Annotated in this window: 13 protein-coding genes; 7 read left to right on the top strand and 6 right to left on the bottom strand. The window is 73.1% G+C overall.

All coding sequences use genetic code 11. The annotated features are described in order from the left end of the window. The first annotated feature begins 60 nt into the window (after window positions 1-60). Together Aph01nite_RS19235 and npdG are read left to right on the top strand one after the other, a co-directional pair. The gene (locus Aph01nite_RS19235; RefSeq protein WP_204042294.1) at window positions 61-1209 is read left to right on the top strand and encodes a lipase family protein; all 1149 of its coding nucleotides are present in this window, start codon (window positions 61-63) and stop codon (window positions 1207-1209) included. Between the two features lie 60 nt (window positions 1210-1269). Beyond that, a complete protein-coding gene (gene npdG / locus Aph01nite_RS19230) occupies window positions 1270-1938 on the top strand; it encodes an NADPH-dependent F420 reductase (RefSeq protein ID WP_204042293.1) in 669 nt (222 codons plus the stop codon). Between the two features lie 3 nt (window positions 1939-1941). Here the strand turns inward: npdG and Aph01nite_RS19225 are convergent, their stop codons facing one another. After that, the gene (locus tag Aph01nite_RS19225) at window positions 1942-2622 is read right to left on the bottom strand and encodes an alpha/beta hydrolase (RefSeq protein ID WP_239161810.1); all 681 of its coding nucleotides are present in this window, start codon (window positions 2620-2622) and stop codon (window positions 1942-1944) included. A gap of 74 nt (window positions 2623-2696) precedes the next feature. Then, window positions 2697-4142: an aminotransferase-like domain-containing protein gene (locus Aph01nite_RS19220; protein ID WP_239161809.1), complete on the bottom strand. Its 1446-nt coding sequence runs from the start codon at window positions 4140-4142 to the stop codon at window positions 2697-2699. A 99-nt stretch (window positions 4143-4241) separates the two neighbouring features. On the opposite strand from Aph01nite_RS19220, the gene Aph01nite_RS19215 reads away from it, so the two are divergent. After that, a complete protein-coding gene (locus Aph01nite_RS19215) occupies window positions 4242-5414 on the top strand; it encodes a trans-sulfuration enzyme family protein (protein WP_204042291.1) in 1173 nt (390 codons plus the stop codon). Window positions 5415-5430: 16 nt separating this feature from the next. Then, entirely contained in the window at window positions 5431-6333 is a 903-nt protein-coding gene (locus tag Aph01nite_RS19210) for a serine/threonine dehydratase (RefSeq protein ID WP_204042290.1), read from the top strand. A 16-nt stretch (window positions 6334-6349) separates the two neighbouring features. Here the strand turns inward: Aph01nite_RS19210 and panB are convergent, their stop codons facing one another. Continuing rightward, window positions 6350-7213, bottom strand: a complete 864-nt coding sequence (panB, locus tag Aph01nite_RS19205) for a 3-methyl-2-oxobutanoate hydroxymethyltransferase (protein ID WP_204042289.1) — start codon at window positions 7211-7213, stop codon at window positions 6350-6352. 159 nt (window positions 7214-7372) lie between these two features. Between panB and Aph01nite_RS19200 the strand changes: the two genes are divergently transcribed. From Aph01nite_RS19200 to Aph01nite_RS19190, 3 genes are all read left to right on the top strand, one after another. Then, the gene (locus Aph01nite_RS19200; RefSeq protein ID WP_204042288.1) at window positions 7373-8554 is read left to right on the top strand and encodes an MFS transporter; all 1182 of its coding nucleotides are present in this window, start codon (window positions 7373-7375) and stop codon (window positions 8552-8554) included. A gap of 110 nt (window positions 8555-8664) precedes the next feature. Next, window positions 8665-10239 carry a DHA2 family efflux MFS transporter permease subunit gene (locus tag Aph01nite_RS19195; protein WP_204042287.1) on the top strand — a complete coding sequence of 525 codons (1575 nt, stop codon included), beginning with the start codon at window positions 8665-8667 and terminating at the stop codon, window positions 10237-10239. Between the two features lie 27 nt (window positions 10240-10266). Then, window positions 10267-10875 (top strand): TetR/AcrR family transcriptional regulator, encoded by a 609-nt coding sequence (locus tag Aph01nite_RS19190; protein WP_204042286.1) that lies wholly within the window; start codon window positions 10267-10269, stop codon window positions 10873-10875. A 5-nt stretch (window positions 10876-10880) separates the two neighbouring features. On the opposite strand, the gene Aph01nite_RS19185 is transcribed toward Aph01nite_RS19190, so the two are convergent. Genes Aph01nite_RS19185 through Aph01nite_RS19175 form a run of 3 tightly spaced genes read right to left on the bottom strand, consistent with a single transcriptional unit; the run spans window position 10881 to window position 16219 of the window. Further along, on the bottom strand, window positions 10881-12623 hold the full coding sequence (locus tag Aph01nite_RS19185) for an NAD+ synthase (protein ID WP_204042285.1): 1743 nt from the start codon (window positions 12621-12623) through the stop codon (window positions 10881-10883). A 49-nt stretch (window positions 12624-12672) separates the two neighbouring features. Further along, window positions 12673-14121: a BTAD domain-containing putative transcriptional regulator gene (locus Aph01nite_RS42485; protein WP_204042284.1), complete on the bottom strand. Its 1449-nt coding sequence runs from the start codon at window positions 14119-14121 to the stop codon at window positions 12673-12675. Between the two features lie 46 nt (window positions 14122-14167). Next, a complete protein-coding gene (locus tag Aph01nite_RS19175) occupies window positions 14168-16219 on the bottom strand; it encodes a sensor histidine kinase (protein ID WP_204042283.1) in 2052 nt (683 codons plus the stop codon). Window positions 16220-16244: the final 25 nt, after the last annotated feature.

The following is a 16244-nucleotide window of genomic DNA, read 5'->3' as shown; positions in this document are numbered from 1 at the left end:
GCGCCGTCCACCGAGCAGTGCAGCCCACCGAGCATGCAGCCATGAAGGGGCGGCCTCACCATGCACGTACGCGTCAGATCCGCCGTGCTCGCCATCGGCGCCCTCCTGTCGTTACACCTGTTCCCCGCACCCGCGGCCGCGGCGGCGCCCGGCGACATCGTCGAGGCCACGCCGACCACCGTCTACCTCGCGCCGGGACGATTGCTCGAAGTCCCCGTCAAGGCGTGGCACCTGCGCTACCGCTCCACCTCCGCGACCGGCGCCGCCACCGTGGTGTCCGGCACCCTGCTCGTCCCGAAGGCGTCCTACTTATTCGGGAAACGCCCCGTCGTCGGGTACGCCGTCGGCACCCACGGCCTCGGCGACCAGTGCGCCCCCTCCCGGGCGATGGCCCAGGGCACCGAGCTGGAGCTGGCGTTCATGAGCCTGCTGCTGCTCAAGGGCTGGGCGGTCGCGGTGACCGACTACGAAGGGCTCGGCACGCCGGGCGACCACACGTACATGGCGGGCCGCTCGCAGGGCCAGGCCGTGCTCGACTCGATCCGGGCCGCGACCAGGACGCCCGGCGCGAACGTGGCGGCCGGCGGCCCTGTCGTGATCATGGGCTACTCGCAGGGCGGCTCGTCCGCCGGGTGGGCGGCGCAGCTGCACTCCTCGTACGCGCCCGAGCTCAAACTCAAGGGCGTCGCCGCCGGAGGCGTACCGGCGGACCTGAAGGCGGTGGCCGACAACCTGGACGGCGGCCCCGACTTCGGCCTGGCCGCGGCGGCGGGCGTCGGACTCGACGCGGCCTACCCCGAACTCGCGCTGGAGAGCTACCTCACCCCCGAGGGAGCCGCCCTGTTCGACGACGCCAGGGACGACTGCGTGGACGACATCAGGACGAAGCTGGCCGGCCGCCACCTGTCCGAACTGACCACCGCGGACGTGATGAACCGCCCGGACTGGCAGGCCAGGCTGGCCGAGAACCGCCTTGGCGGGAGCAGGCCGTCGGTGCCGATGTTCGTCTACCACGGCACCGGCGACGAGATCATCCCGATCGCCGTCAGCCGCAGGCTCCGCGGCGACTACTGCGGCAGGGGCGCCAACGTGCTCTGGACGTCGGTCCCCGCCCCGAGCCACGTGCTGGGCGCGGTCGAGGGCGGGCCGCTCGCCATCGCCTGGCTGGCCTCCCGGGTGCTCGGCCTGCCGGCGATCAGCAACTGCTGACCCCCGGAGCCACGCGAGCCCGGCGGCGGGGGACGCCGGGCCGCCTGGCATGATCGGCCTATGGCTGAGCAGAACGATATTTCGCACCTGACCATCGCGATCCTCGGCGGCACCGGCGACCAGGGCAAGGGCCTGGCCCACCGGTTCGCGCTGGCCGGGCACCGCGTGCTGATCGGTTCGCGGAACGCCGACCGGGCGCACGCGGCCGCCGCCGAGCTGAGCGGCGCGGGGGAGGTCGAGGGCGGCGAGAACGCGGCCGTCGCGGCGGAGGCCGACCTGGTGATCGTGGCGGTGCCCTGGGACGGCCACGCGGCCACCCTGTCCGCGCTGGCCGGCGAGCTGGCCGGGAAGATCGTCGTGGACTGCGTCAACCCGCTCGGGTTCGACAAGCAGGGCGCGTACGCGCTGGCGGTCGAGGAGGGCAGCGCGGCCCAGCAGGCGGCGGCGCTGCTGCCGGACAGCCGGGTGGTGGCCGCCTTCCACCACGTCTCCGCCGTTCTGCTGCTCGACCCCACCGTGGCCACCGTGGACCTCGACGTCCTGGTCCTCGGCGACGACCGGGAGGCCACCGACCTGGTCCAGGCCCTCGCCGCCCGCATCCCCGGCGTGCGCGGCATCTACGGCGGACGGCTCCGCAACGCCCACCAGATCGAGGCCCTGACCGCCAACCTGATCTCCATCAACCGCCGCTACAAGGCCCACGCCGGGCTCCGGATCACCGACGTCTGACGGTCACAGCGAGGCGGCGATCAGCCACTCCGCGACCCGCTCCGGCGCGACCACCTGGTGCAGGTGGTCGCCCGGGATGCGGGTGACCGGCCACCCCCGCTCGTCGGCCTCCTTGGCGGCCCGCGCGTACGGCTCCCCGAACCACAGGTAAGCCCCCCGCACGTGGTCCCACCGCGCGGGCACCGGGATCTCCTGGTCGTAGTACGCCAGCGGCAGCCGCGGCTGCTCCGCCACCACCTGCCGGCGGACGGCCTCGTCCGGCACCAGCTCGGCCACCGCCTCCTCGGGCCACCAGTCGGTCCAGCGCGGGAGCACGCCGTCGGCGTCGGCCATCGCGCTCAGGAACGCCAGGTGCTCCGGCTCGGCCGCCCGGGTGGAGCCGGTCCTGGGCGGCAGCGCCGCGTCCACGAACAGGCAGCTCGCGATCTGGCCGCGCAGGGCCTCCACGATCAGCGGCACGAACAGGCCCGCGTTGCTGTGCGCCACGATCACCAGCGCCCCGGCCGGGGCCGAGGCCGTCACCTCGTCCACCACCCGCGGCCAGTACGGCGGAGCCCCCGTCCCGATGTCGACCAGCGAGGGCACGACCGCCGCCCGCCCCCGCGCCCGGAGCGCGCCGGCCACCGGCGTCCAGGTCGAGGGTCCGACGGAGGGACTGTGCACCAGCACGAAGGTCGCGTCCATAACCCACAGCATTTACCCGAGATCGCCCAATTGGCGCGTAAGTCCTCTCAGCGCGAACGGGCGCAGCCGGCCGTTCAGACGACCATGGGGTGGAGCGCGGCGCGGCGGCGGGTGCCGTCGTACTCGGCCCAGGCGGCGGCGAGCCGGGCCACCGACCGGGTCAGCTCGGCCTCCGGGTGCGTGAACGGCAGCCGGAGGCGGTCCGCGTGGTCGCCGGCCGAATCGAAGGCCGGTCCCGGCGGCACGGCGACGCCGTGGCGGGCGGCCAGCTGGCTGTAGGCGCTGGCGTCGCCGCGCGGGAGCCGTACCCAGAGGGTCTGGCCGCCGTGGGCGGGGTCGCAGGACCAGGTGGGGAGGCGGCGGGCGAGTTCGGCGCGCAGGTGGTCGTGGCGGCGGCGGAGGATGGCGATGCGGTCCCGGCGGATCTCCTCGACCCGGTCCAGGAGGGCGACGGCGGCGAGCTGGGCCAGCACCTCCCCGCCCAGGTCGTGGATGGCGCGCAGGCGGGCCAGGCGGGAGACCACGGGGGCGGCGGCCCGGATCCAGCCGACCCGCAGGCCGCCCCAGATCAGTTTGCTGAGCGAGCCCACGGTGATGAGCTGCTCGCCCTTGGCGTACGCGGCGAGGGGGAGCGGGGTGTCGCCGTCGAAGCAGAGGTCGGCGGGGACCTGGTCGTCGATCAGCGGGGTGTCGGACTCGGCCGCCCACCCGGCCAGCCGCCGCCGCGCCGCCGGGGGCATGACCAGGCCGGTCGGGTTGTGGGCGGTCGGGATCACGTACGCGAGCGCGGGCCGGCCCACCTCGGGCTCGCGCGGGGAGAGCACCCCCCGGTCGTGCGCCTCGGCGAGGTCGCACGGGGAGACCAGGGCCCCCGCGTCGCGGAAGATCTCGATGGCGCTCGGGTAGGTCGGGGTCTCGGTCCTGACCGTGCCGCCCGGGGTCACCAGCAGCGCCGTGATCAGGGAGAGGGCCTGCTGCCCGCCCGTGGTGACCAGGATCTGGTCCGGCTCGGTGGGCAGGCCGCGCCGCCGGTGGTGGGCCGCCAGCGCCCGCCGCAGCTCCGGATGGCCGGCCGGGTGGTAGCCGATGTCGTGCCGTATCCGGCTCAGCCGCTGCACCGCCGCCTGGTACGCCTCGATCAGCTCGGGCGGCGGCTCGACCGGCGCGGCGCAGGTCAGCAGGGTCACGCCGTCCGGCGGGTCGAGCACGTGCAGCAGCAGCGGGTTGGCGACCCCGTCCGCCTGCCGGGTGGCGGGCAGTTCCGCGTCGGCCACCCGGGTCCCGCTGCCCTGCCGCCGGACCAGCCTGCCCTCCTGCTGGAGCAGGTCGTACGCGGCGACCACGGTGCCCCGCCCGACCGCCAGCCGCCGGGCCAGCACCCGGTCGGGCGGCAGCGCGGAACCGGGCGGCAGCAGCCCGTCGTCGATCAGCGCCCGCAGCCGTACGGCGAGCAGCAGATACAGCGGCCCGCGGCCCGACGCCCACCGCCCCAGCCACGCGACGATCCGCTCGACGTCCACCCGGTGCGCTCCCTCAGCGATCGCATTGGCTCTGGAAACAGACCAATTTCGAGCCATTGGATCTGACAATGACCCGGGTTTCAAGTCATCCTTGGCGATATGAGTGCTTTTCGACCGGAAACGCAGGTTGTGCATCAGCCGAAACCGGTGCTGACCGGAAGTTCCCCGATCTCAGTGCCGATCTACCAGACGTCGGGATTCCAGTTCGAGGACCCCGCGGTCTTCGCGGACGGGATGACCCGCCCCGACGGCGCGTTCGTCTACGGGCGCTACTCCAACCCGACCGTCCGGTCGCTGGAGGAGGCGGTCGCCCGGCTCGAAGGCGGCACGGCGGCGGTGGCCGCGGCCTCCGGCATGGGCGCGATCAACACGGTCCTGCTCGGCCTGCTCCAGCCCGGCGACCACGTCATCGCGCAGCACGCGCTCTACGGCGGCACCGCGCACGTGCTCGACGACCTCACCGAGCGCTTCGGCATCCAGGTCTCGTACGTGGCCGAGGACGACCCCGCCGCGGTCCGCGAGGCCGTACGGCCGGAGACCAAGCTGCTCTACCTGGAGACCATCGCCAACCCGATGACCCAGGTCGCCGACCTGCCCGCGATGTGCGCCGCCGCCCGGGAGGCGGGCCTGACCACCGTGGTGGACAACACCTTCGCCTCGCCGATCCTGTGCCGTCCGATCGAGCACGGCGCGGACATCGTCGTGCACTCCACCACCAAGTACCTGAGCGGCCACGCCGACATCCTCGGCGGCATCGCCGTCTTCGCCGACGACGCCCTCTACCGGAAGGTCTGGTCCTACTCCTGCGCCCTCGGCACCACCCCGGACCCGTTCGCGGCCTGGCTGACCCTGCGCGGCATGCAGACCCTCGCCCTGCGCATGGAACGCCACTGCGCCAACGCCCGCGTGCTGGCCGATCGCCTGGCCGGCCACCCGGCGGTCGTGGCGGTGCACTGGCCGGGCCTGCCGGGCCACCCGTCGTACGACGTGGCCGCCAAGCTCCTCCCCGACTTCGGCGGCGTGCTCTCCTTCGACGTGGCCGGCGGCCGCCCGGCCGGCGAGCGCTTCATGAGCGCGGTACGGCTGGCGCTCCTGGCCCCCTCCCTCGGCGGCGTGGAGACCCTGATCCTGCACCCGGCCAGCACCTCCCACCGCCATCTGGACGACGCCCAGCTGGCCCAGGCCGGGATCGGCGCGGGCACGGTCCGGGTCGCGATCGGCATCGAGCACGCCGAGGACCTGTGGGCCGACTTCGAGCAGGCCCTCGGCTAGCGGCTAGAGTGCGCGGATGGTGCTGACGCGGGCGGACGTGGAGCGGGCGGCGGACCGGATCGGGGCGTACGCGCTGCGCACTCCCGTCCTGGAGGTCGAACCCGGCAGATGGCTCAAGCTGGAGTGCCTCCAGCACTCGGGCTCCTTCAAGGTCCGGGGCGCCTTCAACCGCATGCTCGGCGCGACCCCGCCCGCGGCCGGCTTCATCGCGGCCAGCGGCGGCAACCACGGGCTGGCGGTCGCCTTCGCGGCCCGCCGCCTGGGCGTCCGCGCGGAGATCTTCGTGCCCGAGGTGTGCGCGCCCGTGAAGATCGCGGGACTGCGCGCCCTCGGCGCGGAGGTCGTGGTCGGCGGCGCGATCTACCAGGAGGCCCTCGAAGCCTCGCAGAAGCGGGCGGCCGAGACGGGCGCGGCCGAGATCCACGCCTACGACCAGCTCGACGTCGCCGCCGGCCAGGGCACCCTGGCGATCGAACTGCTCGCGCAGGCGGGTGACGTGGACACGGTCGTGGTGGCCGTCGGCGGGGGCGGCCTGACCGCCGGGATCGTCGCCGGTCTCGACGGCCGGGCCAAGGTGGTCGCCGTGGAGCCGGAACGTATCCCCACCCTGCACCGGGCCCTCGACGCGGGCGGCCCGGTCCGCGTCGACGTCAGCGGCGTGGGCGCGGACGCCCTCGGCGCGAGCATGCTCGGCCGCATCGCGTACGACACCGTGGCCGGGCGCGTCACCAGCGTCCTGGTCTCCGACGAGGCCATCGTCGAAGCCCGCCACGCGCTCTGGCGCGACCACCACGTGGCCGCCGAGCACGCGGGCGCGGCGGCCCTGGCGGCCCTCCGGTCCGGGGCCTACGTCCCGGGCGCGGGGGAGCGGGTGGCCGTGGTCGTGTGCGGTTCGAACACGGACCCGGCCACCCTGTAGGCGAACTCCGCGGGGGTCAGCTGTAGCTGTGCTCCGCGGTGGGGAACGCGCCGTTCACCACGTCGTCGGCGAAGGCCCGGACCGCGCGGTTCATGTCGCCCGCGAGGTCGGCGTACTTCTTGACGAACTTGGCGGGGTGCTCGGTCAGGCCCATCAGGTCCTGCCAGACGAGCACCTGGGCGTCGGTGCCGGGGCCGGCGCCGATGCCGATGGTGGGGATGGACAGGGCCGCCGTGACGCGGTCGGCCAGGTCGGTGGGCACGCATTCGAGCACGACGGAGAAGGCGCCCGCGTGCTCCAGGGCCTTGGCGTCGGCCATCAGCTCGTCGCCGGACTGGCCGCGGCCCTGCACGCGGTAGCCGCCGAAGACGTTCACCGACTGCGGGGTGAGGCCGAGGTGCCCCATGACGGGGATGCCCGCGGACACGAGGGCCTCGATCTGCGGGAGGACGCGGGAGCCGCCCTCCAGCTTGACCGCGTGCGCGCCGGCCTCCTTCATGAAGCGGGTCGCCGACTCCAGGGCCTGCTGGGGCGAGGCCTGGTACGACCCGAACGGCAGGTCGGCCACGACCATGGCCCGGGAGGAACCCCGGACGACGGCCGCGGTGAGGGAGATCAGGTCCTCGACGGTCACGGGGAGCGTCGAGTCGTACCCGAAGACCACCATCGCGGCCGAGTCGCCGACGAGCATGACGGGGATGCCCGCCTCGTCGAAGACCCGCGCGGTCATCGCGTCGTACGCGGTGACCATCGGCCAGCGCTCGTGCCGCGCCTTGGCGGCGGCGACGTCGCGGACGGTGACCCTGCGCCCGGCGGATCCGCCGTAGAGCGCCGTGTTCGCAGCGGACGTGCTTGCAGCGGACGTGTTTGCAGAGGACATGGCTACCTCCATGGTCTCGTGGCGCCCCAGTGGCGTCCCCGGACAGTCAGATCATTGCATGCCGTCAGCAGGTCAGAACACCCCGGACACCCCAGGTAATCCGGTGGCGGACCAGCCGGGGCCGCACGGCACAATGCCCTGCGGAGGTAAGTCGCGAAAATGGAAATTGAACCTTACCGCCGGGTGCTCGCGGAGCCCGGCGTACGGAATCTGCTGCTCGTCGGGCTCTTCGCCCGGCTCCCCCACACCGCCACCAGCCTGGTGCTGACGTTGCACACGGTGAAGGAACTCGGCATGACGTGGACCCAGGCGGGCCTGGTCGGCGCCTCGGCCACGATCGGCATGGCGGTGGGCTCGCCGATCACGGGCCGGTTCATCGACAAGCGGGGCGTGCGGCCCGTGGTGGTGGTGACCATGCTGGCGCAGTTCCTGTTCTGGGTGACGGCGTGGGCGTTGCCGTACCCGGCGCTGCTGGTGCTGGCCGGGGTGAACGGGCTGCTCATGCTGCCGGTGTTCGGGGTGATCCGGCAGTGCCTGGCGGCGATGGTGCCTCCGGCGAGCCACCAGACCGGGTTCGCGCTCGACTCGATGGCCACCGAGCTGTCGTTCATGATCGGCCCGGCGGTGGCCGCCACCGGCGTGACCGTGCTGTCCGGCACGACGGCCATGGGGGTGATCGGCGTCGGCTTCCTCTGCTCCGGGCTGGCTCTGTTCGCGCTGAACCCGCCCACCCGGTCGGCGGCCGAACTGGCGGCCGAGACCGGCGAGCACGTGCCCCGGCGGCAGTGGCTGACGCCCCGGCTGATCTCCGTGCTGGTGATGGGCTCCACGCTCTGCTTCGTGCTGACCGCCACCGACCTGGCCATCGTGGCGACCCTGACCGACAGCGGCGACACCGGCTGGATCGGGCCGGTCATCAGCCTCTGGTGCTTCGCCTCGCTGGTCGGCGGGTTCGTCTACGGCGGCCTGTCGCGCGGGTTCTCGCCGCTGGTCATGATCGCCCTGCTCTGTGCGCTGACCGTCCCCGTCGGCCTGGTGGGCGGCGGCTGGTGGTGGCTCTGCCTGGCGCTCATCCCCAGCGGGCTGCTCTGCGCGCCCGCCCAGTCGGCCACCGTCAGCATGGTCAACAAGTGGGCGCCCACCGCGGTGCGCGGCGAGGTCATGGGCCTGCACGGCACCTTCCTGACCATCGGCATCGCCGTCGCCGCGCCGGTCGCCGGAGCCATCATCGACGGCGCCGGCCCGCCGTGGGCCTTCGCGGGCGCCGGTCTGATCGGCCTGGCGGTCGTCGCCCTGGCCACGCCGGTCTGGCGGCGGGCGCCGGAACCGGTTCTCGCCTGAGGGAATTACCGGGGCGTTGGGGATTGCTTTACGAGACCGTTGCGTATCGTAAAGATCATACGATACGGTGTCGTTGCGAAACTAGGTCGTTTCGATATCTGGGGGAACCTGTGGAACTCGATACCGGACATCCACGCCGCTGGCAGATCCTCGGCGTGATGGTGTTCAGCCTCCTCGCGGTGGTGCTCGACAACACCATCCTGAACGTGGCGATCAAGACGATCGCCGATCCGGTCCACGGGTTGGGCGCCACCCAGAGCGAGCTGGAGTGGGCCATGAACTCCTACACGCTCGTCTTCGCCGGCCTGCTGTTCACCTTCGGCGTGCTGGGCGACCGTTACGGCCGCAAGCGCATGCTGCTCATCGGCATGATCCTTTTCGGCCTGTCCTCGCTGGCCAGCGCGTACGCCCAGGATCCGATGCAGCTGATCCTGGCCAGGTCGCTGATGGGCATCGGCGGCGCGGCGATCATGCCGGCCACCCTGGCGATCATCTCCAACGTCTTCCCGCTCCGGGAGCGCGGCAAGGCCATCGGCATCTGGGCGGGCGGCGTCGGCATCGCCGTGGCGATCGGCCCGATCACCGGCGGCCTGCTGCTCGAGCACTTCTGGTGGGGCTCGGTCTTCCTGATCAACGTGCCGATCGTGCTGCTCGCGGTGGTGCTCATCGCGACGCTGGTGCCCGACTCGAAGGACCCGAACAAGACCGCGCTGGACCCGGTCGGCGTGCTGCTGTCCATCGTCGGCCTGGTCAGCCTGGTCTACGGCATCGTGAGGATCACCGAACTGGGCACGGCCGCCGACGTCACGGTCATCCTCCCGTCCGCGGCCGGCCTGCTCATCCTGGCCGGTTTCGTCTGGTACGAGAGCCGTGCCGACCACCCGGCCTTCGACGTGCGCAACTTCCGCGACGCGGGCTTCACCACCGCCATCGTCAGCGTCGGCCTGGTGTTCTTCTCGGCCATGGGCGTGCTGTTCTTCATGGCGTTCTACTGGCAGATCGTCCGGGGCTTCTCGCCGCTGGAGTCGGGCGCGCTGGTGCTGCCGTTCGCGGTGGCGCAGCTGATGTTCGCGCCGCAGAGCGCCCGGGTGGCGCAGCGGTTCGGCGGCAAGCTCGTCGGCTCGGTCTCCATGCTGGTGATCGCGCTCGCGCTGGCCGGCTACGTGTTCGTGGAGGCCGACACGCCGCTGTGGATCCTGCTCGTGCTCGGGTTCGTGCAGGGCGCGGCGATGGCCAACATCATGCCCACCGCGACCACCGCCATCATGAACGCGCTGCCCAGGGAGAAGGCCGGGGTCGGCTCGTCCATGAGCAACGTGGTGCGCCAGGTCGGCGGCACGCTCGGCATCGCCGTGCTGGGCGCGGCGCTCTCGGCCAGCTACCGGGGCAGCATGGAGAGTCAGGTGGCCGGCCTGCCGCCGGAGGCCGCGCACGCGGTGACCGAGTCCATCGCCGGGGCCGCCGCCGTGGCCGAGCGCCTGGGCCCGCAGGGCGCGGCGCTGATGCATGCGGCCAACGACGCGTTCGTCACCGGCATCCAGTGGGCGGCGGCCGGTTCCGCCCTGGTCGCCCTGTTCGGCGCGTTCGTGATGGCGCGCTGGATGCCCGGCAAGGACGGGAAGTACGTCCCGTCGCACGCCGCGGGCAACCCCGTGAACGTGGAGCGGGAATCGGCGGTAGTTTGACCTTCACAACGTGAGAGGAGGCTCCGGATGAGCGTGACGGGCACCAGGCCCGCGGGGCGTCCCCGGAGTGAGCGGGCCGAGAAGGCGATCGTGGACGCCACCCTCGACCTGATCGGCGAGGGCGCCTCGGTGTCCGAGCTGTCGATCGAGGCCGTGGCGGCCCGCGCCGGAGTCGGCAAGACGACCATCTACCGGCGCTGGGCCAACAAGGAGGAGCTGGTCGGCGACGCCCTGGCCACCCTCAAGGCCCCGCTGCCGGTGGTCGCCGGCCGCACGGTCAGGGAGGACCTGGTCGCCTATCTGGACGTGATGCGGCAGGACTCGCTGCACGTGCGCACCCGCTGCATCATGAACATCGCGATGAGCGACCAGGAGCGCCACCCCCGTCTGTACGAACGTTTCCACCAGACGGCCATCGAGCCCCGCCGGGCCGCGATGCGCGCGGTGCTCGAACGCGGCGTCGCCACCGGCGAGCTCCGCGCCGACCTGGACGTCGAACTGGCGATGGGCATGCTCACCGGCACCATGCTCTGGTACACCAAGGCCGCCTCCCACGGCGGCGCCCTCCCCAGCCCCGACCTGGCCTCCCGCATCGTCGACGAGGCCCTGCGCGGCTTCCGGTCCGCGCAAGCGTAGCCGCGTTACCCTTCCCGCCACCGGTTGGTGATGGGGAGGCGGCGGTCCCGGCCGAAGTTCTTGGGGCTGATCTTGGGGCCCGGGGGGTACTGGCGGCGCTTGTACTCGGCGGTGTCCACCAGGCGGATGACCCGGGTCACCAGGTCGGGGTCGTGCCCGGCCGCGATCAGCTCCTCCCGGCCCAGGTCGCGCTCCACGTAGTCGTCCAGGAGCCGGTCCAGCACCTCGTACGGCGGGAGGGAGTCGGTGTCGCGCTGGCCGGGCCGCAGTTCCGCGCTCGGCTCCTTGGTGATCGAGTTCTCCGGGATGGGCGGCGGCGTGGACTGCGTGTTGCGCCACCGGGACAGCTCCCACACCAGGCTCTTGGGCACGTCCTTGATGGGGGCGAAGCCGCCGGCGGAGTCGCCGTACAGGGTGGAGTAGCCGGTGGCCAGCTCGCTCTTGTTGCCGGTGGTGAGCACCAGGTGGCCGTGCTGGTTGGACAGCGACATCAGCAGCATGCCGCGCACCCGCGCCTGGAGGTTCTCGGCCGCCAGGCCGGTCAGCTCGATCTCCTTCTCGAAGGCGTTGACCACGTCGGCGATGGGCGCCACCCGCGACACCAGCCCCTGGCGGCGGACCAGCTCCTCGGCGTCCTCGATGGAGTGGTCGGAGGAGTAGCGCGACGGCATGAGCACGACGTGCACCCGCTCGGGGCCGATCGCGTCCGCCGCGATGGTGGCGGTCAGCGCCGAGTCGATGCCGCCGGACAGCCCGAGGATGACCGATCGGAACCCGTTCTTGGCCACGTAGTCGCGCACCCCGAGCACCAGCGCCCGGTAGACCTCGGCCAGGTCGTCCAGCCGTTCCGCGACCACCGGCGGCTCGGCGGGGAACGTCAGCGGCTCCGCCGACAGCACCACCCGCTCGACCGTCATGGCCGTCCCGTCCCCGGCGTCCACCGGGAACTCGCCGGGCTCGCCCGAGCCCTCCGGCAGTTCCAGGTCCGTGACCAGCAGCTCCTCGGTGAACTGCCCGGCCCGCGCGATCAGCTCGCCGTCGGCGGACACGACCAGCGAGTCCCCGTCGAAGATGAGCTCGTCCTGCCCGCCGACCTGGTTGGCGTAGGCGAGCACGCACCCCGCCTCCCTGGCCCGCCGCGCGCACAGCGCGAACCGCACGTCGTCCTTGTCCATCTCGTACGGCGAGGCGTTCGGCACCACCAGCAGCCCCGCCCCCGCCGCCCGCGCCACCGAGACGGGACCGCCCTCCTGCCACAGGTCCTCGCAGATGGCCACGGCCACGTCCACCCCGTGCAGCCGGAAGACGGGCAGCCGGTCGCCGCGCACGAAGTAGCGGTACTCGTCGAAGACGCCGTAGTTGGGCAGGTGGTGCTTGGCGGTCCGCAGCACCACCCGGCCCTGGTGGAGGACCGCGGCGGCGTCCAGCGGCGCGCCCTTCGGCTGCCCCACCCGGGGGGTCAGGCCGGCCCGGTCGACGTACCCCACCACGACCGGCAGGTCGCCGAGTCCTTCGGCGGCGAGGCGGGCGGCGGCGGCCTCGAGACCGGCGATGGAGGCCTCCACGAAGGAGCTCCGCAGCACGAGGTCCTCCACCGGGTATCCGGTGAGGAACATCTCGGTGAACACGACGAGGTGCGCGCCGCGGTCGGCGGCGCGGCGGGTCCACGAGATCAGCAGGTCGGCGTTCCCGGCCAGGTCGCCGACGACGGGGTTGGTCTGGGCGAGGGCGATACGCAGTTGGGCCACCCGACCAGACTACGGCCCGCCATTCTTTGTCGTCAACTTGACGATAAGTTCAGGACCCGGGGCTGACCAGACCCGACTCGTACGCGAGCACCACCAGCTGCGCCCGGTCCAGCAGTTCCAGGCGCTTCAGCAGGCCGTTCACCTCGTCCGCGACCGCCTGCTCGGACACCGCCAGGCTGACCGCGATCTGGCGGTTGGTGAAGCCGCGCGCCACCAGCCTGACCAGGTCGATCTCCGGATCGGAGAGCCCGGCGGGGGCGGCCGGGTCGGCGCGGCCGGTGAAGGCCGCGATCAGGTGCGTGGTCACCGCCGGGTCGATCAGCGCGTCGCCCGCCACCGCCGCCCGGATGGCCGCGATCAGCTGTTCCGGCGGGGAGGTCTTGAGCACGAACCCGCTGACCCCGGCCCGCAGCGCCGAGTACAGGTTGTCGTCGGTGCCGAACGTGGTCATCATGATCACCTTCGGCGGGTCCTCCGCCGCCAGCAGCCGCCGGGCCGCCGCCAGCCCGTCCAGCCGGGGCATCTGGATGTCCATCAGCACCACGTCCGGCCGGGTCAGCCGTACGGCGGCGATGGCCTGCTCGCCGTTCTCCGCCTCGGCCACCAGCTCCAGCCCTGGCTCGCTGTCCAGCACCACCCGCAGGCCGGTCCTGACCAGGGCCTGGTCGTCGGCCACCACCACCCGCAGGGCCGTGCCCGGCTCGGCGTCCGCGGCCGAGCGCACGGTGACCGTGGCGGCGGGGGAGGCGTCCAGGTGCGCGGCCTGGGCGAGGATGTCCTGCTCCAGGCGCTGGAGCGTGGGGCCGAGGTCCAGGCCCAGCTCCTCGCGGAGCACCTGCCTGGCCCGGCGCAGCGCGCCCAGTGCGTCGGCCTGCCGGCCGGCCCGGTAGAGCGCGACCGCGAGCAGCCGCCAGGCCTCCTCGCGCAGCGGGTAGCCGGAGGCGTGCGCCTCCAGGTCGGGGATGAGGGCGCCCGCGCGGCCGAGCCGTACGGCGGCGTCGGCGCGGCGTTCCACGGCGATCAGCCGCAGCTCGTCCAGGCGGAGCGACTCGGCCTGGGCCCAGGGCAGCTCGGAGAACTCGGCCAGCGCCGGGCCGCGCCAGAGCGCCAGCGCGGTGTCCAGCCGGCGGGTGACCTCGTCGAGGTCCTCGCTGTCCTGCTTGACCAGGTTCTCGAAGTGCCAGGCGTCCACCTGCTCGACGCCGGCGCGCAGCGCGTAGCCGGGCGGCGCGGAGACCAGCACGCCGGCCTCCTCGCGTGGCGCCCGGTCCGGTTCCAGGGCCCGGCGCAGCCGCGAGACGTACCCCTGGATCGTGGAGAGCGCCTGGGTGGGGGGCGCGCCCGGCCAGAGCTCGTCGATGAGCATGCTCACCGGGATCGCGCGGCCACCCGCGACGAGAAGCCGGGCGAGCACGGCCTGCTGCCGCTGCCCCCCGAGATCGAGGACCTGATCGGCCGAGACCGCTTGGAACGGGCCCAGCGCACGAAATATCACCATCGCATGGGTAAGCGTAAAGCCTCCGGCGGCGAACACAATGATCGGTTCAGGAGGAGCGTGCTGCCTGGTCGGCGGCGTTCTCCTTGTCCGATTCGGCACCCGTCTCCCCGGGGCGTCCCGCCGGCTGGGTCACGACGGACGGGAGCCGGGCCTCCACCAGGGTGCCGCCCGTCGCGGGCGAGGTGATCGCGCAGGTGCCGCCCAGCTCGGCGGCCCGCTCCCGCATCGAGGAGGTGCCCACGCCGGCGCGACGCCCCTCCGGCAGCCCCACACCGTCGTCCTCCACCCGTACGACCAGCTGGTCGTCCTCGCGGGCGAGCAGGATCAGCACCCGGCCCGCGCGGGCGTGCCGCCGCACGTTGGTGACCGCCTCCTGCACGATCCGGTACGCGGCCACCTCCACGGCGGCCGGCAGGTCGCCCAGCTCGTCGGCCACCACCTCGACCCTGACCACGCCGGGCAGCGTCTCGGTGGCGAGCGAGGTCACGGCGCCGGTCAGGCCGAGGTCGTCCAGGGCGGGCGGGCGCAGGCCGTACACGAGTTCGCGGATGTCGCCGGCCACGGCGTCCATGCCGCTGCGCAGGTCCTGGAGCAGGTCGTCGGCGGTGCCGGGGGAGCGGGTGATGCTCATCCTGGCCATGTTGATGGTCATGGCCATCGCGCCGAGCGTCTGGCCGAGCCCGTCGTGCAGGTCCCGGCGCAGCCGGCGGCGCTCCTCCTCCCGGGCCGCCAGGATGCGCTCCCGGGACCGTTGCAGGTCGGCGGCCATCCGCGCGGCGTGCGCCACGTCCGCCACGTACGGCAGGAGCGTGGCGATCACCCGCTCGTCGTGCGAGACCGCGAACCGGCGGGCGCCGCAGGGGCCGAGCAGCAGGCGGCCGACGGGCTCGCCGTGCCAGACCAGCTCGATGGCCCGGGGCTGCTCCCCGACGGAACCGCTCTCCGCCCGCAGGCCGTCGATCACCTCGACCGCCGCGCCGGACACGGCCAGGCCGTCCCGGACCACGGAGACCACCGCGCCGAGCGCCTCGGCCGGGCCGGCCCGCCGCACCTCCTGGATGAGGCGGTCGGCGAGCAGGCGCGGGTCGCCGACCCGGCCGTAGAGGAAACGGTCGGACAGCCGCTGGAGGGACTGCCGCAGCGGCTGGAAGAACGCGCCGGCGAACAGCGCGGCGGCCAGCCCGGCCACCTGGTGGTAGCTGGACACCAGCAGGCCGGCCACCGCGCCGACGCCGAAGTAGACGGCGCTGACCACACCGATCAGCCCGGCGGCCACGATGGCGTGGCTGATCACGGTGTCGATGCCGAACAGGCGGTAGCGCAGCACCGACACCATGATCGCGACAGGGATGAGGGTGGTCCAGAACGCGGCGAGCGCCCAGAAGTCCGGGCCCAGCAGCAGGAACACCACGTACAGCGCGAAGGTGACCAGCGGCCACACGATCTGCCGCCGGGTCACCGGGTCGGAGCGGCGCAGCCGCAGCGTGAAGGAGGCCAGCGCGGCCACGATGCACAGCTCCATGACCACGAACACCCCGTTGTACAGGGTGTCGTGGAAGGAGCCGAACAGGTCCCAGCCCAGCGGGTTGGGGATCACCGCCGGGCGCGGCCTCCCGAGCGGCACCGGGACGGGCCGGACGGTGAACAGGAACGCCTGGAGCAGGGCCGTGAACACCGCGAGGGCCACCAGGGGCCGCCAGCGCGGGGACGGCAGCCGCCCGTCGGGGGCGTAGAGCGGGACGAGGACGGCCAGGACGCAGCCGCCGAGCGTCCACGGTAATCCGGACAGGTCGCGGAGGACCCCCGCGGCGGCCAGGTCGCCGTCGGCGGCCGTACGGAACATCAGGATCGACAGCAGCACGCAGGCGGCCGAGCAGAGGCCGCCCGCGTACATCAGCCAGGCGATCTTGAGTTTCGGCTGGTGCGCCAGGAGGAACGCGCCCACCAGGGGGAAGGCCAGGCCGGCGGTGTAGTCGGGGGTGGCGGGCAGGGTGGGGGACCACGCCGGCGGCAGCCCGAGCTGGATCGCCACCGCCGCCGGCACGATCACGAGCCCCGGGACCGCCATCAGCCCAGCAGCCAGCCGCGCCCGTCGCATGTTCTCCCCGCAAATCCGTCTGCGG

The organism is Acrocarpospora phusangensis, from assembly GCF_016862995.1.
In the GTDB taxonomy this organism is placed as follows: Bacteria; Actinomycetota; Actinomycetes; order Streptosporangiales; family Streptosporangiaceae; genus Acrocarpospora; species Acrocarpospora phusangensis.
The sequence above is the reverse complement of the archived record's forward strand: the minus strand, read 5'-3'. Positions and strand labels throughout refer to the sequence as shown.